Genomic DNA, 21949 nt, shown 5'->3' on the forward strand with positions numbered 1-21949 from the left:
ATGGTCCTGGCATCGCAGGCCCAGCACGGGATGTGGATCACCGAGGCGACGTACGACACCGGCACGGCCTACCACATGCCCTTCGCCATGTGGTTCGACGGCCCGCTGGACCGGGAGGCGATGCTGAAGGCGTGCGAGGCGGTCGTCGACCGGCATCCGGTGCTGGGCTGCGCCTTCGAGGAGCGCGACGGCGACCTGCACCTGGTGCCCGCCGCCGACCGGCCACCGGTCGAGGCCGTGTCCGCGCCCGCCCCGGAGGCGCTCGTCGGCCGGGAGCTAGCCCGCCCCTTCGACCTGCGCCGTGGCCCGCTGGCGAGGTTCACGCTGGCGGAGGTGACGCCGACGCGGCACCTGCTGCTGTTCGTGGGCCACCACCTGGTGTTCGACGGCGTGTCGAAGGACCTGCTGGTGCGCGACCTGGCGTCCGCCTACTCCGGCGGCCCGCTGCCGCCGCTGCCCATGCCGTACGGGGCCGCCACCGAGGTCCCGCCGCAGGCCGAGGCGTACTGGCGGGCGCGCTGGCGCGAGGTGCCGTCCGTCGTCATCGGCGGCGCGGCGCGGACGCCGGTGTCGGCCGGACGCGCCGAGAGCGTGCCGCTCGACCTGCCCGGCGTACCGGCCACGACGTCCGAGTTCACGCGTTTCGAGCTGTTCCTGGCGGCCGTGCACGCCCTGCTCTTCCGGTACGGCAACGCCGAGGTCGCCGTCGCCGTGGCCATGTCCACCAGGCAGCCCGGGACGAGCGAGCACATCGGGCTGTTCGCCACCGAGTTGCCCGTCTACTCGACGCCCTCGCCCGGCACCACGTTCCGCGAACTGGCCCACGGGCTCAGGGCCGAGCTGCGCGAACTGAACGGCTTCCGCGAGGTGCCGGTGGCCAGGGCCGTGGGCGGCATCAGGCCGAGGGCGGCGCTCGCGCCGGTGTCGATCAGCTTCCGGCGGCGCGCGGCCGACCTGACCTTCCCCGGGCTGGAGCTGTCGGCCGAGTGGACGATGTCCAACCACATGGTCAGGAGCGCCCTCCACCTACAGGCCGTGGACGGTGACGACGGCCTCCGGCTCACCCTGCACCACAACCCCGACATCATCGCCCGCGAGGACGTCGAGCTGACCGGGCGGCACCTGCGCACCGTCCTGGACGCGGTCGCCGCCGACCCCGACGTCAGGCTCGAAGACCTGCCGCTGCCCGCCGCCGCGTCCGCGCCTCTGGCCGCGACGCCCGAACCCGCCAGAACCGGAACCGGCCAGGCCGACGGGGAGCTGGTCGAGCAGGTCCGGCTGATCTGGATGGAGGTCCTGCGGATCGACGACCTCGCGCCGGACGAGGACCTGTACGACCTCGGCGGCCACTCCCTGACGATCACCCAGATCAGCGCCAGGATCAGGAAACGGCTCGGCGTGGAGGTGCCGTTCGACGTGTTCCTGGACGATCCCACGGTCGCCGGGGTGGCGGCGGCGATCAGCGAGCTGCGCGCATGATCTCCCTCGGCCAGGAGCGGCTCTGGTTCCTGCACAGGCTGGACCCCGCCGACCCGGCCTACCGCGTCGCCGTGGTGCGGCGGCTGCGCGGCCCGCTCGACGCCGAGACGCTGGCCGGCGCGTTCGCGGACGTGGTGGCGCGGCACGAGTCGCTGCGCACCAGGTTCCCCGACCACGACGGGCGGCCCGTCGCCGTCATCGACCCGCCGGGCCCCGTGCCGATCGAACACATCGACCTCAGCGCCCAGGACGCCACCCCGCGCCCGCCCGAGGACGAGGCGCGGCGGCCGCAGGGCGACTCGCCCACGCGCGAGGAGGCCGCGCGGGTGCCGGAAGGCGGCTCGCCCACGCGCGAGGACGCCGCGCGGGTGCCGGAGGGCGGCTCGCGGCTGCTCGCGGCGGCGACCCGGCTGCTGGAGGCGCGTGTCAACACCGCGTTCGAACTGGACGCCGCGCCGCCGCTGCGGGTGACCCTCGTGCGGCTGGCGGACGACGACCACGTGCTCTGCGTCGTCCTGCACCACATCATCGCCGACGGCTGGTCGCTCAACGTCCTGATGGACGACCTGGCCAGGTTCTACGCCGCCCGCAGGGACGGGACGCCCCCCGACCTGCCCGAGCTGACCACCCGCTACGGCGACCACGCCGACGCGCAGCGGGCCGCCGAGGCCGACGTCGGCTACTGGACGGGCAAGCTCGGCGGCGCCGCGCCGCTGGACCTGCCGACCGACCGACCGCGCCAGGCCCAGCGGGGCAGCACCGGCGGCGAGGCCGGCTTCGACCTCCCTGCCGCGTTGGTGGCCGAGCTGGGCAGGCTGACCCGCGCGGAACGCTGCACCCTGTTCATGGTGCTGCTCGCCGCCTTCCAGGCCCTGCTCGCCCGGCACACCGAGCAGGACGACATCGTGGTCGGCGTGCCCACCGCCGGACGCGACCGTCCGGAGCTGGAGCCGATGGTCGGGCTGTTCGCGTCCACGCTGGTGCTCAGGGGCGACCTGTCCGGCGACCCGCCGTTCGCCGAGCTGCTGCGGCGGACCCGCCGCACCGTGCTGGAGGCGATGGCGCACGGGGAGGCGCCGCTCGAACGGGTGCTGTCGGCGCTCGACATCGAGCGCGACCTGAGCCGGACGCCGCTGTTCCAGACGATGTTCGCGCTGCACAACGCCGCCGTCGGGTACGGGGAGGCGGCGACGTTCGCCGGGCTGGAGAGCAGGCCCTTCCCGCACGGCGCCCCGCCCGCGATGGTGGACCTGCGGGCGGACCTGTGGCCCGACGGCGACGGCCTGCACGGGGCCTTCTTCTACAGCGCCGAGCTGTTCGACCAGCCGACCGTGGAACGGCTGGCGGCGCGGTTCCGCACGCTGCTGGCGTCGGCCGTCGCGAACCCGGACGCCCGGCTGTCCGAGCTGGACGTGCTGCCGTCCGAGGAGCGCGAGCTGGTCCTCGGCAAGTGGAACGAGACCGCGCTCGACGTGCCCGACGGCACCGTCGTGGACCTCTTCCTGCGGCAGGCGGCGCTGCGGCCCGACGCGGTGGCGGTGGAGTGCGCCGGTCGGGCGATGTCCTACGCCGAACTGGCCGAGAGGGCGCGGTGGACCGCCGGGGAACTGCGCGCCCGCGACGTCGCGGCCGGGTCGGTGGTGGCGGTGTGCCTGCCCCGCTCGGCCGAACTACCTGCGTCGCTACTCGGCGTCATGCTGGCCGGGGCCGCGTACGTGCCGATAGACCCGTCGCTGCCCGCCGACCGTGTCGCCGTCCTGCTCGCGCAGGCGGGCGCGCACGTCGCGCTGGCGCCCGCGTCCGCGCCGCTCCCCGAACACGTCGACCGGATCGCACCGCTCCCCGAACACATCGCGGGCATCGCGCCTGTGCGGGACGCATCGCTCCCTGAACGCGTCGAGCGGACCGCGCCCGTACGGGATGAGCAGGCCGCTTGCCCGCAGGCGGGGGAGCCCGCGGGTGCTTCCGGGGTGCCCGCGTACGTGATGTTCACCTCCGGGTCCACCGGCAGGCCGAAGGGGGTGGCGGTGCCTCACTCGGCGCTGGCCAACCTGCTGGCCGGAATGGGGCACCTGCTCGGTTCGTCCCCCGAGCACGTCTGGCTGGGCAGCACGTCGCTCTCGTTCGACATCGCCGGGCTGGAGCTCTACCTGCCGCTGGTGACGGGCGGGCGGCTGGTGCTGGCCGACGACGAGACCGTCCGGGACGGGGTCGCGCTGGCCAGGCTGATCTCCGGGTCGGGCGTCACCCACGTCCAGGCCACGCCGTCGGGGTGGAGCATGCTGCTGTCCGGCGGCCTCGACGCGTCCGGGCTGGTCGCCCTCGCCGGTGGTGAGGCGCTGCCGCTCACGCTGGCCAGGACGCTGCGCGGGCAGGCGGACCGGCTGCTCAACATGTACGGGCCGACCGAGGCCACGATCTGGTCCACCGCCTGGGACGTGCCCGAGTCGCCGGACCGCGTCCGCATCGGGCGGCCGATCGCCAACACCACCCTGCGCGTCCTCGACCGGTGGGGCACCCCCGCGCCGATCGGCGTGCCGGGCGAGCTGGTCATCGGCGGCGCGGGCGTCGCGCTCGGCTACCTGCGCGAGCCCGGACGGCCCGTGGACCGCTTCGCCGACGGCTACCGGACCGGCGACCGGGTCCGCTGGCTGCACGACGGCACCCTCGAGTTCCTGGGACGCGGCGACGGCCAGATCAAGCTGCGCGGCCACCGCATCGAGCTGGGCGAGATCGAGGCCACACTGGAGGACCACCCCGACGTGCGGCGGGCCGCCGTGGTCGTGCGCGGGGACGACCTGGTGGCCTACGTGGTCGCCCGTCCAGGCGCGTCCGGACCTGCGGGCTACCCCGCCGACCTGCTCGACCGGGCCGCCCGGTGGCTGCCCGCGTACATGATGCCCTCGGTGGTGGTGGCGTTGGACGCGCTGCCGCTGACCCCGAACGGCAAGGTGGACCGGCTGTCGCTGCCCGCGCCCGAACGCCCGGCGGCGGGCAGGGGAGGTCCGCCGCGCACCGCCAGGGAACGCCAGGTGGCGAGGATCTTCGCCGACGTCCTCGGGTCCGGAAGTCTCGGGGCCGGAGGTCTCGGGGCGGACGACGACTTCTTCGCGCTCGGCGGGCACTCGCTGCTGGCCACCCAGGTCGTCGCCAGGCTGGAGGCCGCGGGAACGTCGGTGCCGCTGCGGACGCTCTTCAGCCATCCGACCGTGGCCGGGTTCGCCGCGACGCTGGAGGACCTGCCGGTCGCGCCCGCCCGCCCCCTGCTCCCCCGTCCCCCCGGGACGCCTCCCCCGCTCTCCCCCGCGCAGGAACGCCTCTGGTTCCTGCACCGTCTCGACCCGGACGACGCCTCGTACAACATGTACGTCGTCCGCAGGCTTCAGGGCCCGCTCGACGTGGCGGCGCTGCACCGGGCGCTCACCGCGCTGACCGCCAGGCACGAGTCGCTGCGCACCCGCTTCCCCGAGGTGGACGGGCGGCCGGTGGCCGTCGTCGAACGTCCCGCACCCGCAGAGGTCGAGCGGCTGGACGCCCGCGACGAGGCCGAGGCGCGCGCCCTCGTCGCCGCCCGCACCAACGCGCCGCTCGACCTCGGCGCCGCGCCGCCGCTGCGCATCACGCTGATACGGCTCGGCCCGGACGACCACGTGCTGTGCCTGGTGCTCCACCACATCGTCGCGGACGGCTGGTCGATCACCGTCCTCCTGGACGACCTGGCCGCCCTCTACACCTCGGCGGAACCGCCGCCGCTGCCCGTCCAACCCGGAGACGTCGCCCTGTGGCAGCGGGAGCAGGACCGGAGCGCCGCGCAGGAGTACTGGCGCGCCCGGCTCGCCGACCCGCCCACGCTGGACCTGCGTACCGACAGGCCGCACCGTCCCGGGCCGGCGCGGGGCGACTTCCACCTGCTGGACGTGCCCGACGACCTCGCGACCGCGCTGGAGGCGACCGCGCGCAGGCAGCGGGTGACGCCGTTCATGGTGCTGCTCGCGGCGTACCAGGTCCTGCTCTCCAGGCACACCGGGCAGGACGACGTGCTCGTCGGCACGCCCACCGCCGGGCGCGACCGGGTGGAGCTGGAGCCGATCGTCGGATACCTGAGCAACACGCTGGTGCTGCGCGGCGACCTGTCAGGCGACCCGACGCTGGACGAGCTGCTCTCCAGGACGCGCCGGACCGTGCTCGACGCGATGGCGCACCAGGACGTCCCGTTCGAGCAGCTGCTGGCCGAGCTGGACGTCGAGCGGGACATCAGCAGGAAGCCGATGTTCCAGACCATGCTCACCCTGAACGGCCAGGCCACCGACGGCGGACGCGACCACCTGGGCCCGCTGCGGATGTCGTTCTTCGACGACGGCTACCGCCAGGCCAAGTTCGACCTGGTCGTGGAGGCGTGGGCGTCGCCCGGGCGGTTACGGATGGCGTTCGGCTACGACGCCGGGCTGTTCGACGCCGAGACGATCGCCCGGCTGGCGGACCGGTACGCGGTCGTCCTCCGGGGCCTGTCCGACCCGGCCAACCAGCACACCCGCCTGTCGTCCCTGCCGGTGCTCACCCCGTCCGACGAGGCCCTCCTCGCACGGTCGACCCACCCACCGTCCGACGAACCCACAGCGCCGAACCGCACACCGACCGACCAGCCCGCCCCTCCGAAGCGCACGCCGACCGACCAGCCCGCAGCCGGCTTCACGGGCGGCACCGTCACGGACCTGATCGCGGAGGCGGTGGCCGCCCACCCAGGCGAGACGGCCGTGACGTGCGGCGACCAGGCGGTGACCTACGCCGAACTGGAGCGGCGGGTGTCGCGGCTGGCGGGCGAGCTGGCCGGGCACGGCGCGGGCGACGGCGACATCGTCGGCCTGCGCGTCAACCGCTCGATCGACGCGATCGTGGCCATGCTGGCGATCTGGCGAACCGGCGCCGCCTACCTGCCCCTGGACCCGTCCTACCCTCCGGAGCGGCTGCGCCTGATGGCCACCGCCACCTCCCTCACCATCACGGACGACCTCACCATCCGCCAGGCCGAGACCGACACCCGGCAGGCAACGGCGGGTGGCGGCGGGCTGGCGTATGTGATCTACACGTCGGGCTCGTCCGGCACGCCGAAGGGGGTCGCGATCGAGCACGCCGGGCTCGCCGAGCGGGTCCGATGGATGCGACGCGAGTACGGCCTGCGTCCCGGTGACCGGGTCGTCCAGCTCGCGTCCCTCAGCTTCGACACCCACGCCGAGGAGGTCTACCCGGCGCTGGCAGCGGGCGCCACGGTGGTGCTGCTGCCCGACGGCGGCGCCACCCTGCCGGACCTGCTCGCCCACCGGCCCGACATCACCGTCCTCGACCTGCCGACGGCCTACTTCCACCACCTGGTCGACCTGCTCGACGAGATCGCCTGGCCGGAGCGGCTCCGCCTGGTGATCCTGGGGGGCGAGCAGGTCCAGGCGTCCGCGGTGACGCGCTGGCAGGAGCGGTTCGGTGGCCGGGTCCGGCTGGTCAACACGTACGGGCCCACGGAGACGACGATCATCGCCACCGCCGCCGACCTGACCGGCGCCGACCCGCACCCGCCCATCGGCCGCCCGGTGTCCGCCACCACGATCCAGGTGCTGGACGCGCACGGCTCGCCCACCCCTCCCGGCGCCCCCGGCGAGCTGCACATCGGCGGCCCCGGCGTGGCGCGCGGCTACCTCGGCCTGCCGGAGCTGACCGCGCAGCGCTTCGTCACCCTCCCGACGGGCCGCCACTTCCGGACCGGCGACCGGGTCCGCCTCCGTCCCGACGGGCAACTGGAGTTCCTCGGCCGCCTCGACGACCAGGTCAAGGTGCGCGGTTTCCGCGTCGAGCCGGGCGAGGTCGAGCACTGCCTGCTCACCCACCCGGACGTCCGCCAAGCCGCCGTACTCGTCCGGGACGGCGACCTGGTGGCCTACGTCGTCCCCGCGGAGCCGACGGGCTCACCCGCGAGCCTGGGCGAGTACGTCGCCGGGGTGCTGCCGCCGTACCTGCTTCCCACCCACTGGGTGATGCTCGACGCGCTGCCCCGCACCCCGAACGGCAAACTCGACAAGGCGGCGCTTCCCTCGCCGGGGCGTGCCGTCGGCAGGGACGACACGCCGCCGCGTTCCGACGCGGAGGAACTGGTCGCCGACGTGTGGGCCGAAGTGCTCGACGCCGACAAGATCGGCGCGTTCGACGACTTCTTCGCACTCGGCGGGCACTCCCTGCTCGCCATCAGGGTGGCCGCCCGGCTGCGCGCCATCGCGGGGGTGGACCTGCCCATCCGCACCCTGTTCGCCCGCCGCACGGTCGCCGAGCTGGCGCTCGCCGTCGAGCAGGCGCTGATGGCGGAGGTGGCGGCGCTGTCCGACGAACAGGCGATGCTCCTGCTGGACGGGGAGGACACATGACCGACCTGAGCGAGGCCCAGCGGGCGTTGTTGACCCAGCGGCTGCGTCGCCGGAGCAGCAGGCCGACGATCCCGGCGCTGCCTCCCGGCCAGTCACCGCCGCTGTCGTACGCACAGGAGCGGCTGTGGTTCATGGAGCAGTACGCGCCGGGGAACGTGGCGTACACGATCCCGTTCGTGCGGCGGCTGCGCGGGCCCTTCGCGGCCGGGGCGCTCGCGGGCGCGCTCAACCGGGTCGCCGCCAGGCACCAGCCGCTGCGCACCCGCTTCCCGGCAGGTGCGGACGGCCAGCCGTCCGTGCTCGTCGCGGACGAGGTCACGGTCCCGCTCACCACCGCCGAGGCGGAGACGGTGGAGGCGGCCCGCGCGCTGGTCGACCCGTTCCTGGCCGAGCCGTTCGACCTGGCATCGGGCCCGGTCATCAGGGCCCTGCTGGTGCGGCTGGCGGCCGACGACCACGTTCTGGCCATCGCCGTGCACCACATCGCGGCGGACGGCTGGTCCGCGAACGTGCTGCTGCGAGAGGTGCTGGCGTTCTGCACCGAAGAGACCGGGGAGCCGGTGGCCGAGTCGCCCGTGACATACGGGGACTTCGCCGCCTGGCAGCGTGACCGGCCCGGCGTGGACGGGGACGTGGCGTACTGGCGGGAGCGGCTGGCCGGGTTGCAACCGCTGGAGTTGCCCACCGACGCGCCGCGTCCGCCGGAGCTGACCTACGCGGGCGCGGCGCACTCCTTCTCCATCGCCCCCGCGCTGGTCGAGCGGCTCGACCGGCTCGGACGGGAGCACGGCGCGACACCGTACATGGTGCTGCTGGCGGCCTTCGCGGTGCTGCTCGGGCGCTACGCGGGCCAGGACGACGTGGCGGTGGGCTCCCCGGTGGCCGGACGGTCGCTGCCCGAGCTGGACAACCTGGTCGGGTGCTTCGTCAACATGCTGGCGATGCGGGTGGACCTGTCCGGCGACCCGTCGTTCGCGGAGTTGCTGTGCCGGGTGCGCGACACGGCCATGGACGGTTACGCCCACCAGGAACTGCCGTTCGAGCGGCTGGTGTCGGAGCTGAACGTGCCGCGGGAGGTGTCGCGGTCGCCGCTGTTCCAGGTGCTGTTCGTGATGCAGAACTACGGTGGCGAGCCGGAGCGGGCGGCGCTGACGGTTGAGGGGTTCGAGCTGGGGGTCTGGGCTACCCGCTTCGACCTGGAGCTCTACACCGAAGGCGACGGGTCGTTCCTGTTCGTCTACAACACGGCGCTGTTCTCCGCCGCACGGATCGAACGCATGGCGGGTCATCTGGGGACGCTGCTGGAGGGCATGGCGGCGAACCCATCGGTACCGGTGTCCGCCCTCGACCTGCTGACGCCGTCCGAGCGGGCGGACCGGCGACGCTGGAACGACACCACCACCGATCTGGGCACCCCCGGCCTCCTGCACGACCAACTCTGGACACCGAACGCAGGCGGGCCAACGGACGCGGCTGGAACAGCGAGCGCGGGCGAGGCGGCCGACGCGAGTGCCGTCGTCGGCGCGGGTGCGGCCGCGGTGGTTCATCCCGGTGGCGCGATCAGCTACGCCGAGCTTGGTCGGCGGGCGCGGGCGTTGGCGGCCGAGTTGGTGGAGGCCGGAGTAGGCCGTGGGGAGCTGGTCGCGGTCGTGATGGAGCGGGGGTGGGAGCAGGTCGTCGCGGTGCTGGGGATCAACATGGCCGGCGCCGCCTACCTGCCGATCGACGCCGACCTGCCCGACCAGCGGCGCTTCGAGCTGATCGAACGCGGCGGGTGCGCGGTCGCGGTCACGCAGCCCTGGCTGGACCTGTCCTGGCCGGACGACGTGACACGGCTGGCAGTCGAAGCACCCGACACGCCAGAGATCCCCGCCGCTGACCACCCAGCCGCGCCCAACGCGCCAGAGGTGCCCGCGGCTGACCGTCAAGTCGCGCACGACGTACCGGAAGTTCCGGCTGTTGACCGCACGGCGGCGCCCGATGACCTGGCGTACGTGATCTTCACGTCGGGCTCCACCGGCACCCCGAAGGGCGTGATGATCGAGCATCGGGCCGCCCTGAACACCGTGCGGGACCTCAACCAGCGCTTCCAGGTCGGCCCCGCGGACCGGTTCCTCGCCCTGTCGGCGCTCAGCTTCGACCTGTCCGTGTACGACGTCTACGGCGCGCTCGCCGTCGGAGCCACGCTCGTCATCGGCGAACCGGCGGGCGACAAGGACCCCGCCGCCTGGGCCCGCCTGGTCGGCGAGGAGCGCATCACGGTGTGGAACTCCGTCCCGGCTCTGATGGAGCTGCTGGTGGACCACGCCGAGCACGAGGGCGCCGAGCTGAGCTCGCTACGCCTGGTCCTGCTGTCGGGCGACTGGATCCCGCTCACCCTCCCCGACCGCATCCGCGCCCTGGCCCCCGACGCCGAGGTCATCAGCCTGGGCGGCGCCACCGAGGGCTCGATCTGGTCCATCTCGTACCCGATCGGCGAGGTGGACCCGTCGTGGACGTCCATCCCGTACGGACGCCCGCTGGCCAACCAGACCTTCCACGTCCTGGACCGCGCCCTGTGCGACGTCCCGGTCGGCGTGCCCGGCGAGCTGTACATCGGCGGCGCGGGCGTGGCCACCGGCTACTGGCGGGACCCGGAGCGGACGTCCGCCGCCTTCGTCGTCCGCCCGAGCACCGGCGAGCGCCTCTACCGGACGGGCGACCTCGGCCGCTACACGCCTGACGGCGTCATCGAGTTCCTCGGACGGGCCGACACCCAGGTCAAGATCCGCGGCTTCCGGATCGAGCTGGGCGAGATCGAGACCCACCTCTCCCGCCACCCGGACGTGGCCGAGTGCGTGGTGGCCACCCACGGCTCCGGCAACCAGGCGCAGCTCGTGGCCTACGTGGTCACGCCTGAGCCGGACCCGGTGCGGCTGCGCGCCCACCTCGCCGAGTCGCTCCCGGCGTACATGATCCCGACCCGGTTCGTCGCCCTGCCCCGGCTGCCGCTGACCGGCAACGGCAAGGTGGACCGCCGCCGGCTCCCCGCCCCCACCGCGACGCCCGAGCCGGCCGCCGAGCGCGTCCCGCCGGCCACCGAGGCCGAGCGCGTGGTCAGCGCCGTCTGGACGGACGTGCTCGACGGCGCCGGGTTCGGGATCGACGACGACTTCTTCGACGTCGGCGGGCACTCGCTGCTCGCGATCAAGGTGGTGGCCAGGTTGCGCAGGGAGCTGCCGCCGGGGTCCTCGCCGATCGCGGTGGTCGACCTGTTCAAGCATCCGACGATCCGTGAGCTGGCCGCGCTGGTCGACGGCACCGCCACCGCGTCCCGTGGTCTGCTGCACGAGCTGACGCCGCGCCGTGCCCGTCCCGCCGAGCTCACGTACGTGTGCGTCCCGTACGGCGGGGGGTCGGCGGTGGTGTACCAGCCGCTGGCCGACCGGCTGCCTGAGACGCACGCGCTCTGGTCGGTGGCCATTCCCGGGCACGACGTCGGCATGGACGAGGACCGCCTGCCACTGGACGAGGTCGCCGCCCGGTGCGTCGCCGAGATCCAGGAGAAGGTGCCGGGGCCGGTCGCGCTGTACGGGCACTGCGGGGTCGGCTCGGCGCTGACCGTGGAGATCGCCCGGCGGCTGGAGGAGGCGGGACGGGACCTCGAAGCCGTCTACATCGGGGCGATCTTCCCGTTCGCCCGGCCGGGCAACAGGGCGCTGGCGGCGCTGTCCAGGCTGGCCAGGCGCGAGTTCCTGCGGAGCGACCGCAGCTACGCCAACTGGCTGACGTCGATGGGGCTCGACATGAGCGACCTCGACCCCGGACAGGCCCGGCACATCATCAGGAACATGCGCAGGGACAGCGAGGCCGCCGAGGAGTACTTCACCGGGCTGTTCGAGAGCTCTGTCGCGCCGCTGCGCGCGCCGATCATCAGCGTGGCGGGCGAGCACGATCCGGCGACCGAGTTCTTCGAGGAGCGCTACCGGGAGTGGCACTTCCTCAGCCCCAGGGCTGCGGTGGTCGAGCTGGACGAAGCCGGGCATTTCTTCCTGAAGTACCGGGCGGAGGAGCTGGCCGAGATCGTCACCCGGACGCACCTCTCCCTCGACGCGGACACAGCGGTCAGGGGGACGAGCTGGCGCCTGAGAGAGGTGTCCCGCGACGGGACCGCCCAGCCGACCGTCCGGCGTCCCGAAGAAGGGGGCGGGCCAAGGGGCGCCGAACAGGCCGGAGAGCGGCCCGAGCACGGGCAGCAGACCGAAGGGCCGGGCGCGCGGCAGGCCGGAGGGCGGGGCGCGCGGCGGGCTGGGGTCGTGGGGGCGGGGCCGAGTATGCGGCGGTTCGTGGCCGTGGCGAGCGGCCAGCTCGTGTCGATCACGGGTTCGGCGCTGACCGAGTTCGCCATCCCGATCTGGATCTACCTCACCACGGGGTCGCTCGCCCAGTTCGCCCTGCTCGCCGTCGTCGGGCTGGTGCCGGGCATGCTGGTCGCGCCGCTGGCGGGAGCCGTGGTCGACCGGAGCGACCGGCGGACCGTCATGCTCGCCGGCGACTACGCCGCCCTGGGCACGCAGCTCCTGCTCGGCGTGCTGCTGTGGACGCACAACCTGCAGACGTGGCACATCTACCCGCTGCTGGCCCTGCTGTCCGTCGCGCTCACCTTCCAGCGGCTCGCGTACGGTTCGGCGGTGCCGCAGCTCGTCCCCAAGCGGTACCTCGGGCACGCCAACGGGATCGTGCAGATGGCCGGAGGGATGACGCAGCTGCTCGTCCCGCTGGCGGCCGTCGGGCTGATGGCCGTCATCGGGCTGGAGGGCATCCTGGTGCTGGACGTCGCCAGCTACGTGTTCGCGATCGCGGTCACGTCGCTGGTGCGGTTCCCGGCGGCCATGGCGTGGCGGCGTAAGGAACCGGTCCTGGCGGAGATGGCCGCCGGGTTCCGGTACTCGTGGGGCAACCTCGGCTTCCGGCGGATGCTGCTGTTCTTCGCGGTCCTGAACGTGTTCCTGTCGCCGCTGTTCCTGCTGATCTCGCCGCTCGTGCTGTCCTTCGCCACGCTCCCGGACGTCGGACGGATCTCGTTCCTGTCGGGCCTCGGCGTGCTGCTCGGCGGCCTGGCCATGACGGTCTGGGGCGGCCCCGCCAGGAGCCGGATGCGGGCGGTGCTCTGGTGCACGCTCGCGCTGGCCGCCTTCTGCCTCGTCACCGGGGTGCGCGCGGACCTGGTCACGATCGGGATCGGCGCCTTCGGGATGTCGCTCTGGCTGACCCTGCTCAACGGCGTCTACGCCACGATCGTGCAGGTCAAGGTGCCGCAGCGGTTCCACGGACGGGTGTTCGCGCTGAACACGCTGATCGCCTGGTCCACGCTGCCGCTCGGGTTCGGGCTGGTGGCGCCGTACGGGGCGGCGGTCTTCGACCCGCTGCTCGCGCCGGACGGCCCGCTCGCGCCGACCGTCGGCGCGCTCATCGGCACCGGCGCCGGGCGCGGGGTCGGGCTGATGTACCTGCTGTTCGCGGTGGCGATGGCCGTGCTGGCGCTGGTCGCGCTGCGGTCGCGGCTGCCGTCCCTGGTGGACGGCAGCGCCGACGCCGCCCCCGACGACCTCGTCGGCCTCCAGGCCCTCGGCCGACGCCTCTGACCCGCCCGCCTACGGGAGCTCGGACGGCGACTCCAGGGACTCCTTCAGCGCATGGAGGAACAGGACGGCGTCCCTGCCGTTGATCAGCCGGTGGTCGTAGGCGACCCCGACGACCGCCACCGTGCGCTCGCCCTCCGGCTGCGGCGAGGTGAGCGCGACCGCGCACGCCTGGCCGGGGAAGACGATCGGGACGGCCATCACGATGTCGGCGTCGTGGTGCAGGGTGACCACGATGTTGCCGCCCGCCAGCTGCTCCTCCCTGAAGCCGCCGTGCTGGGCCAGCTTGCGGAACTCGGCGAGCTGTCCGGCGATCTCCGGCACGCTCCTGTCGCGGGCGTCTCGGATGACCGGGACGTACAGCCCGGTGCCGAGGTCGATCGTGACGCCGACGTGCGGGCTGTCGGGGACGGCGGCGGTCCTGTCGTCCACGAGCCGGGCGAAGAACAGGGGGAAGCTCTCGTGCAGCCCGGCGACGGCGGCGATGAGCAGGTCGGGCAGGCCGACGAGCTTGCGCACCCGCCTGGTCAGGTCCCGTGCCGTCGCCATGGCCGGGCCGACGTCCACCTTGATGGCGGTGTATCCGGCGGGGATGGTCTGGTGGGACAGCGTCACCGTCCTGCCGACGGCCCGCTGCATGTTGCCCAGCGGGTGCGCCCTCTCCCCGGTGGCGGGGCCGTCCGAGCCCAGGGCGGGAACGTCCGGGCTGGGGGCGGCGAGCCGCAGGACGTCCGCGCGCCTCACCACCTTCACGCCGAGGGCGCGCACCCGTGCGGGATCGACGCCCAGCTCGTCGATGAGCGCCTGGGCGGGAGCGGTGATCAGCTGCGCGGGCGTGCCCGGCGCGAGGGGGTCGGCCGGTGGGTCGGGGGCGAGGGCGTCCGCGGGTTCGGGGCGGGGGCCGACGCGGGCGATCAGCTCGCCCGGCACGCACTCGGCGCCCACCGGCAGCAGGTGCGTGAGGACGCCGTCGTGCTCGCTGACCAGCTCCTCCACCGCCTTGGACGTCTCCAGCGACGCCACCACGTCGTCCCGGCGCACCCGCGCGCCGTCCGCCGCCAGCCATTCGAGCAGCGTGTACGCCGCGTCGTTGTTGTTCAGCTTCGGCACCCGGATCTCGTCAGCCATCGAGGCCCTCCAGTACGGCCCGGCAGATCGTGCTGTCCTGCACCAGCACGTCGCGCTCCAGGTGGGCGGCCGTCGGGATCACGCTGTCGGCCGCGCTGACCAGCTTGACCGGCCGCTGGAGCGTCCCCCACAGGCGGGTGTGCAGGTCGGCGGCGACGTGGGCGCCCCAGGTGCCGCCCGCGCTGCCGTCCTCCGCCACGCAGACCAGGGGGGCCTGCCCGAGCGCGGGCAGCAGCGCGGCCGGGTCGAACGGGTACAGCCGCGACGGGACCAGCAGCACGCCCGCCAGGTCGTGGTCGAGCAGCAGCGTCCGCATGGCGGCGATCGCGCGGTGCGCCAGCCCGCCGGGGACGACCAGCGCGTAGTCCAGCCCTTCAGTCCCGTCGAGGCGCACCACGGCGACGTCGTCGACGAGCTGCCAGGTGAACAGGTCGTCCACCTCGCCGGGGCGGTACATCTGGCGCGTGTAGAGGACCTTGTCCTCGAAGAGCAGGCACGGCTCGCCGAGCGCCAGCATGCGGTCGAGGACGGCGCGGTTGTCGTGGAACGGCGACATCTCGAAGAGCGACAGTCCGGGCACGCCGATGAAGTGCTTCTGCAGGTTCTGGCTGTGCGTGGGGCCGTAGCCGCGGTTGCCGCCCGACGGGCAGCGGATCACCATCGGCATCGGCACCCGGGTGCCGTACATGGACACGGACTTGCTGGCGAAGTTCACGATCTGGTCGAAGGCGAGCGCGGCGAAGTCGCCGAACATGATCTCGACGATCGCCTTGTCGCCCGCCAGCGCGAGCCCCGAGGCGGCGCCGACGATGGCGCCCTCGCTCAGCGGGGTGGTGAGGACGCGGTCAGGGAAGCGGGTGGACAGCCCTTTGGTGATCTTGAAGGCGCCGCCGTACGGGTCGAGAAGGTCCTCGCCGAGGATGTACACGTCCTGGTCGTCTTCCAGGAGGCCGTGCAGCGCCCGGTTGAGGTTCTCGGCTACCCTCACGCGGCCGTCCAGACCGCTGGGGGACGGGCGGCCACCTCGTCGGCGATCCGGTCGACGCGGGCGCGGGCCTCCACCTCCAGCCGGGCCGACTGCTCGGGGTGTTCGGCCTGGTAGGAGCCGTACCAGTCGGGGCGAGGGAAGTCGGGGGGCCGTGTGTCGTCGCCCTTGCTGTGGGGGCCGAGCCGGTGGGTGGCGAACTCGGCGACCAGCGGCGACGACTCGGCGCGGGTCCGCTCGACCAGCGGCGCCAGCTCGGCCCGAATACGCGAAATATCGGACGTGTCCAGCCGGTGGTGCCGGATGTCGAACCCCCGCGCCCGGCCCTCGATCGTCCCCGCCATCTGCAGCTCGGTCGGCGTGGACTGGGCGATGCCGTTGTGCTCGACCACCACCAGCAGCGGCAGCCGCCAGAGCTGCGTCAGGTTGAGTGCCTCGTACACCGCGCCCTCGCCCCACGTCCCGTCGCCGACGTAGACGCAGGCCAGCGCGCCCGGTTCGTGCCTCTTCAGGCGTAACGCGACCCCGGCCGCCACCGGCAGACTCTGTCCCTGCACCCCGGTCGACAGGTAGCGCTCGCGGCGCAGGTGCTGGCTGCCGCCGACGCCGTCGCAGACCGCGCCCTTCCTGCCCATGATCTCGGCGAGCAGCCCCTCGGGGTCCTCGAAGCGGGCCAGGTAGTGGCCGTGGCCCCGGTGGTTGCTGAACACCCAGTCGCCGTCGCGCAGCAGCGGGCGCAGAGAGACGGGGACGTACTCCTGCCCGAGGCAGGTGTGGGTGGTGCCGTTGAGCTCGCCCCGCTCGAAGAGCGCGAGGAGCTTCCGCTCGAAGAATCGGATCAGCAGCAGCAGCGCCAAGTCCTCGTCAGGCAGTCTGTCCATTGGCCTCTCGAGCCCCAGGAAAACCTCCTGAAAGGCTACACAAGCCACACATCACCCGTCCACCATCCGCGCCGTCCAGGAAGCCCAGCACCGTACGGGCGAGGGCCTTGGGGTGGACGAACAAGCCACACATCACCCGTCCACCATCCGCGCCGTCCAGGAAGCACGGACAGGCTGCACTCACCCGTTCGCCTTGCGGACGTGCCGGTCCAGGAAGTCCAGGAGTGTGCGGGCGAGGGCTACGCGGTGGTCGGACAGGGCGTGGTCGGCCGGGAAGACGTGCTGTTCGAGCAGCGGGACCGGATGCGCCCGGTAGGCGTCGACGACCGGCTGGTGGTGCACGGGCGCCGGGGTGACGTCGTCGCGTCCGGTGCCGACCAGCAGCACCGGACGGTCGGCGAGCCGAGGCGCGAGCCCCGCCAGCCGCCACGCCTCCCCGCCCGCCTCCATCTCGGCGACGAGCAGCTCGCCGCTGGTGCCCCGGAGCGGGAGCAGCTCGTCCTGGAACGCCTCGACGTAGGACGCGCGCACGTCCGGGTCCGCCCGGCAGATGGCCGCGACGGCCCCCATGTCGAACCCGGCCACGGAGGCGACCGCGACGATCGACGGGTCGGCGGCGGCGGTCATGAGCGCGGCGAACCCGCCGAGGCTGTGCCCGACGACGGCCACCCGGCTCGGGTCCAGCCGGTGGGCCGCCACGAACCCCTGCCTCCGCACGGCGGCCACGACGGCGGCGGCGTCCTCAAGGACGTGGCCCCACGACCACGCCCCCTCGACTCCCCACGAGCCGCGGTAGTGGAACACCAGTGCCGCGTACCCGGCGCGGCGCAGCGCCTGCGCCAGGTCGAAGTTGCGCTCGTTGCCGGGGAAGCCGTGCAGCAGCACGACGACCGGGTGCGGTCCCGGTCCCGCCGGGACGTGCAGGACGCCGAGCAGGGTCGCGCCACCGCTGTGGAAGGTGACCGCGGGCGTCCTCGCCGGCGGGATCGCGTCGCTGGACGGGTCGGTGACGAGCGGGTCCACCTCTGCGCTCACGGCAGCTCCGAAGGTCGAGCCGAGAAGTACGACGCGAGGCTAGCAGGGTGATCACCAGATGGTGAGCGCGCCGTCCCTGGTCCGCTGGAGGTGCGGCGGTGGCAGGGCCCGCGCTCTGATAGTTCTGACGGTGTGGGACGCGACCCGGCCGAGGAGTTCGAGCAGTTCCGGCAGCCCCTGTTCGGTCTGGCCTACCGGCTGATGGGAGAGGCGGGAGAGGCCGAGGACGTCGTCCAGGAGGCGTACCTGCGCTGGCGGGACGCCGAGGGCGTGGCCGTCCCCCGGGCCTGGCTGAGCAGGGTGGTGACCAACCTGTGCCTGAACCGGCTGGACTCCGCCCGCGCGCGCCGCGAGAGGTACGTGGGCCCGTGGCTGCCCGAGCCGGTGCTGACCGACAGCGGCGGCCTCCTCGGGCCGCTGGAGGCGGCCGAGCAGCGGGAGTCCGTCACGATGGGCCTGCTCGTCCTGCTGGAGCGGCTGACGCCGGCCGAACGGGCGGTGTTCGTGCTCCGGGAGGCGTTCGGCTACTCCCACCAGGCAATCGCCGACATCATGGACATCTCCGTCGCGAACTCCCGGCAGCTCCACCGCAGGGCCAGAGGACGGGTGAGCGACGCGCGCCGCCGGTTCGAGGTGGACCCCGCACGTCAGCACGCGATCGTCGAGCGCTTCCTCCTCGCCGTGCGCGACGGCGACCTGGAGGGCCTGCACCGCGTGCTGGCCGAAGACGTGGTGACGTGGACCGACGGCGGGGGCAGGGCGACCGCCGCCCGGCGGGTCCTGGTCGGCCGCGAGAAGCTGGTGCGCGCCGTCCTCGGCCTGCGGGCGAAGGCGCCGGACGTGCGGCTGGTCACCGCGGAGGCGACCCATGAACCCGCCGACGTGTGGCCCGCCACGACGGAGGCGAACGGCGAGGCCGCCGGCGTGTGGCTCGCCACGACGGAGGCGAACGGCGGGGCCGCAGACGTACGGCTCGCCGCGGTAGAGGCGAACGGCGAGGCCGCGGTCGTGGCGTTCCGCGGCGGCGAGCTGTGGGCCGTCGCCACGCTGGAGATCGCGCACGGCCGGATCGTGGCGGTGCGGAGCGTGCACAATCCCGACAAGCTGGCGTTCGCGGCGAGGCAGCTGTCACGTCCCGGGTGGGCTGTCCGGTCATCAGGGGCATGAACCATCCCATCCTCATCACAGGCGGCACCGGCGCCCTGGGACGTCACCTCGTGCCGCTGCTGGCCGCCCGCGACGTGCGGGTCCTCAGCAGGCGTCCGGGGAACGGGCGGCTCGTCGGCGACCTGGACACGGGAGCCGGCCTGGCCGTGGCGGCACGCGGCGCGCGGACGATCGTCCACTGCGCCTCCAGCCTGCGCGGCGACGACGTCGCACGCACCCGCACCCTCATCTCGGCGGCCGACGCCGGCGCGCACCTGCTCTACGTCTCCATCGTCGGCGTCGACCGGCACCCCTTGCGCTACTACCGCGCCAAGTACGCCTGCGAGCGGCTGATCGAGAGCTGCGGGCTGCCGCACACGATCCTCCGCGCCACCCAGTTCCACGAGCAGATCGTGCGCATGCTGCGGGTGCTGACCCGGCTGCCCGTGGCTCCCGTGCTCGCCGGAACCGGTTTCCAGCCGATCGACTCCGCCGAGGTGGCCGCCCGCCTGGCCGAGCTGGCCCTCGGGGAGCCGGCCGGGCGGGCGGCCGACCTGGGCGGCCCGGAGGTCCAGCCGTTCACCGGCCTGGCGCGGACCTTCCTGCGGGCGTACGGCCTGCGCCGTCCCGTGCTGCCCGTCCGCGTGCCCGGTCCAGCGGGGGACGCCTTCCGGCGCGGGGTCCACCTGGCTCCGGACCGGAGGGTCGGCCGCCGGACCTTCGCCGAGTTCCTCGCCGGCCGCCCGGCGGCCCGGTCATGACCGCGCGGGCCTGGCTCCGTGGCGGGCTCTCGCTGGTCGCCGTCGCCGAGACCCTGGTGGGCCTCTGGCAGACGCTGCTGCCGGAGCACTTCTTCGGCAGCTTCCCCGCGGCGGCGCACGCCTGGGTGGCCGCGCTCCCGCCGTACAACGAGCATCTGCTGCGGGACCAGGGAGGCATGCACCTCACGACCGCGGTGATCTTCGCCGCGGCGGCCCTCACCATGGATCGGTGGCTGGTCCGGATCGCCCCGCTCGCCAACCTGGCGTTCGCGCTGCCCCACCTGATCTTCCACGCCACCCACCTGGACGCCCTGTCGCCGGGCGACGCCGCCGCGCAGACGCTCACGCTGCTCGCGAGCGTGCTGCTGCCGGCGGCGTTGCTGGCTCTCAGCCGCTCGGTGCCCCGGCCTAGCGGGTGATCGTCAGGGTGTGGGCGTAGGCGGGCGCGGGCCGCCCCGGCAGCGCGATCTCCACGTCGGCGCCTCGCTGCGTCCACACCAGGTCGCCGGACCCGCCGAGGAGCCCGACGCGGGCGCCCGACGGGAGCGTCAGGTCGCGGACGACGACGGGGCCGGGGCCGACGTCGCCGAGCACGACGGCGTAGACGCGCTCGTCCCTGCTGGTGAAGCGGACCTCGCGGGCGTCGGCGGTGACCGCCCGCGTGCGCTCCCACGGGCGCGTCCCGAAGATCGCCTCCCCGTTCGTCTCCAGCCACCCGCCCAGCTCGCGCAGCGGCTCCTGCTGGATCTCGGGGATGCGCCCCTCACCGTCGGGGCCGACGTTGATGAGCAGGTTGCCGCCCTTGCTCACGACGTCCACCAGCAGATGGACGAGGTCGGCGGCGCCGAGCAGGTCGGCCCTGGTCTCCTGGGCGTTGTAGCCGAAGGACGTGCCGAGGCCGCGCGTCAGCTCCCAGGGGCGCGGGATCACGTCCTCGGGGCAGCTGTACTCGTGCGTCTCCACGTCGAAGTGGAACGCCGGGGGCTTGATCGGCGGCTTCTTCCCGTTCTTGGCGAGCACCTTGAGCGTCGCGCCGATGAAGCGGAGGTAGAGGAAGCGGCCGATCGGGTTGCGCGGCATGCTGAGCTGGGTCCAGCGGTCGTTGACCACGCCGTCGGCGACGGTGTCGTAGTAGTGGGCGAAGATCTCGTGCTGGTCGCTCTCCGCGGGCCAGCCCATGTCGTTCCAGAGGATCGACGGCTCGTACCGGTCGATCAGCTCCCGCCACTGCGCGGCGGCGTACCGCGCGTACTCCGGGCCGAGGGCCTGCTGCTCCATGAGGTCGGGCATGGTGCGGACCGGCTTGTCGACGAACGTCCAGTCGATGCCGCCCGCGTAGTAGAGCCCCATCCGCAGCCCCTCCGCCCTGACGGCCTTGGTGAGGTCGCCGACGAGGTCGCGGGAGGCCCGGTAGTCGGCGGGCATGTGGGGATTGGGCACGCTGGTGGGCCAGAGCGGGAAGCCGTCCAGGTGCCTGGTGACCATGACGACGTACTGGGCGCCCGCCCCGGCGAAGAACCGCGCCCAGTCGCCGAAGTCGACGCCGGCAGCGGCCTCGTCGAACTGCCGGCGGAAGCCGGTGTAGGGGAAGCCCTCGCCGTACGTCCGCGCGTGGTGCCGGGCGGTGGGCGAGCCGGGCACGCGCAGGGCGTTCAGGTACCACTCCGCGTACGGGATGTCGCCCCTGGTGTCCTTCATCGCCGTGAGGTCGTTCATGAAGCTCTCGAAGTCGCCCGCCTCGGGGTCGGCGTAGGCGGGAACCGAGTACAGGCCCCAGTGGATGAAGACGCCCAGCTTCGCGTCCTGGTACCAGCGGGGGATCGGCCGCGTGTCGAGCGAGGCTTTGTCCGGCCGGTAGGTCACGGCGTTTCTCCCGGTACGTGAGGTGTGGCGGCTGTGGCGAGGCGGACCAGCGCGCGCAGTTCGTGCTCGTAGCTGCCGAGGTCGAAGTCGGGGTCCACGCTGAGCACGCGGATGATCCCGTCCCGCATGGAGCGGATGGCGACCGCGACGGACCGCGGGTGGAACGCGCGGAACTCTCCCAGCCGCTGCCCCTGGACGAGAAGGTCCTCCAGCGCGTCGATGTCGGCGCTCATGATCTTGGCCAGGGCGGACGGCCCGCCCTCGGCGGTGCGCGAGCCGGCGGTGATGTCCAGCACGGCGACCAGGTGCTTGCGGTGGGTGCGGATGAAGCCGAGGTTGGCGCCGATGAAGGCGTCCAGCCGGGCGGCGGGGGTCTGCTCGGCGTCGACGCGCTCGGCGACGTGGCCGGCGAACGCGGTCATGACCTCCGCGACGAGGGAGTCGATGAGGTCCTGCCGGTTGGCGAAATGGTACGTGATCAGCCCGGTGCTGCTCAGCCCGGCCTTCCTGGCGATCCGGGCGAACGACGCCTTGGCCAGCCCCTCGTCGGCGATCACCTCGACGGCGGCCTCGACGATCTGGGCCCGTCTGGCTTGCTCGGTCAACGTTCGTTGCTCATGTGAGCTGATTTTTGCTCGCACAA

The 21949-nt window shown here is 73.4% G+C and carries 12 protein-coding genes; 6 read left to right on the forward strand and 6 right to left on the reverse strand.

All coding sequences use genetic code 11. The features are described 5' to 3' along the window. Genes ABT294_RS09350 through ABT294_RS09360 form a run of 3 tightly spaced genes read left to right on the forward strand, consistent with a single transcriptional unit; the run spans position 1 to position 13510 of the window. Positions 1-1479 carry a condensation domain-containing protein gene (locus ABT294_RS09350; protein WP_350804697.1) on the forward strand — a complete coding sequence of 493 codons (1479 nt, stop codon included), beginning with the start codon at positions 1-3 and terminating at the stop codon, positions 1477-1479. Beyond that, positions 1476-7886 carry a non-ribosomal peptide synthetase gene (locus ABT294_RS09355; RefSeq protein ID WP_350804699.1) on the forward strand — a complete coding sequence of 2137 codons (6411 nt, stop codon included), beginning with the start codon at positions 1476-1478 and terminating at the stop codon, positions 7884-7886. The genes ABT294_RS09350 and ABT294_RS09355 overlap by 4 nt, the downstream gene beginning before the upstream one ends. Further along, positions 7883-13510, forward strand: a complete 5628-nt coding sequence (locus ABT294_RS09360) for a non-ribosomal peptide synthetase/MFS transporter (RefSeq protein WP_350804700.1) — start codon at positions 7883-7885, stop codon at positions 13508-13510. The genes ABT294_RS09355 and ABT294_RS09360 overlap by 4 nt, the downstream gene beginning before the upstream one ends. Positions 13511-13519: 9 nt before the next feature. On the opposite strand, the gene ABT294_RS09365 is transcribed toward ABT294_RS09360, so the two are convergent. The 4 genes from ABT294_RS09365 to ABT294_RS09380 all read right to left on the reverse strand — a co-directional run bounded on the left by ABT294_RS09365 (position 13520) and on the right by ABT294_RS09380 (position 17536). Next, positions 13520-14635 (reverse strand): 2-oxo acid dehydrogenase subunit E2, encoded by a 1116-nt coding sequence (locus tag ABT294_RS09365; protein ID WP_350804701.1) that lies wholly within the window; start codon positions 14633-14635, stop codon positions 13520-13522. After that, positions 14628-15623, reverse strand: coding sequence for an alpha-ketoacid dehydrogenase subunit beta (locus tag ABT294_RS09370; protein ID WP_350804702.1), 996 nt, complete (start codon positions 15621-15623; stop codon positions 14628-14630). The genes ABT294_RS09365 and ABT294_RS09370 overlap by 8 nt, the downstream gene beginning before the upstream one ends. Continuing rightward, positions 15620-16501, reverse strand: a complete 882-nt coding sequence (locus ABT294_RS09375; RefSeq protein ID WP_350804703.1) for a thiamine pyrophosphate-dependent dehydrogenase E1 component subunit alpha — start codon at positions 16499-16501, stop codon at positions 15620-15622. Before ABT294_RS09375 ends, ABT294_RS09370 begins: the two co-directional genes overlap by 4 nt. A gap of 180 nt (positions 16502-16681) precedes the next feature. Then, positions 16682-17536, reverse strand: a complete 855-nt coding sequence (locus ABT294_RS09380; RefSeq protein ID WP_350804704.1) for an alpha/beta hydrolase family protein — start codon at positions 17534-17536, stop codon at positions 16682-16684. Between the two features lie 132 nt (positions 17537-17668). On the opposite strand from ABT294_RS09380, the gene sigJ reads away from it, so the two are divergent. Genes sigJ through ABT294_RS09395 form a run of 3 tightly spaced genes read left to right on the forward strand, consistent with a single transcriptional unit; the run spans position 17669 to position 19862 of the window. Continuing rightward, positions 17669-18703, forward strand: coding sequence for an RNA polymerase sigma factor SigJ (sigJ, locus tag ABT294_RS09385; protein WP_350804705.1), 1035 nt, complete (start codon positions 17669-17671; stop codon positions 18701-18703). Continuing rightward, entirely contained in the window at positions 18700-19443 is a 744-nt protein-coding gene (locus tag ABT294_RS09390; protein ID WP_350804706.1) for an SDR family oxidoreductase, read from the forward strand. Before sigJ ends, ABT294_RS09390 begins: the two co-directional genes overlap by 4 nt. Further along, complete coding sequence (locus ABT294_RS09395; RefSeq protein WP_350804707.1) at positions 19440-19862, forward strand: hypothetical protein; 423 nt, start codon at positions 19440-19442, stop codon at positions 19860-19862. Before ABT294_RS09390 ends, ABT294_RS09395 begins: the two co-directional genes overlap by 4 nt. On the opposite strand, the gene ABT294_RS09400 is transcribed toward ABT294_RS09395, so the two are convergent. Next, positions 19852-21306: an alpha-L-fucosidase gene (locus tag ABT294_RS09400; protein ID WP_350804708.1), complete on the reverse strand. Its 1455-nt coding sequence runs from the start codon at positions 21304-21306 to the stop codon at positions 19852-19854. The genes ABT294_RS09395 and ABT294_RS09400 overlap by 11 nt on opposite strands. Continuing rightward, entirely contained in the window at positions 21303-21911 is a 609-nt protein-coding gene (locus ABT294_RS09405) for a TetR/AcrR family transcriptional regulator (protein WP_350804709.1), read from the reverse strand. Before ABT294_RS09405 ends, ABT294_RS09400 begins: the two co-directional genes overlap by 4 nt. Positions 21912-21949: the final 38 nt, after the last annotated feature.

This window comes from Nonomuraea sp. NPDC000554, from assembly GCF_040300065.1.
Lineage (GTDB): Bacteria > Actinomycetota > Actinomycetes > Streptosporangiales > Streptosporangiaceae > Nonomuraea.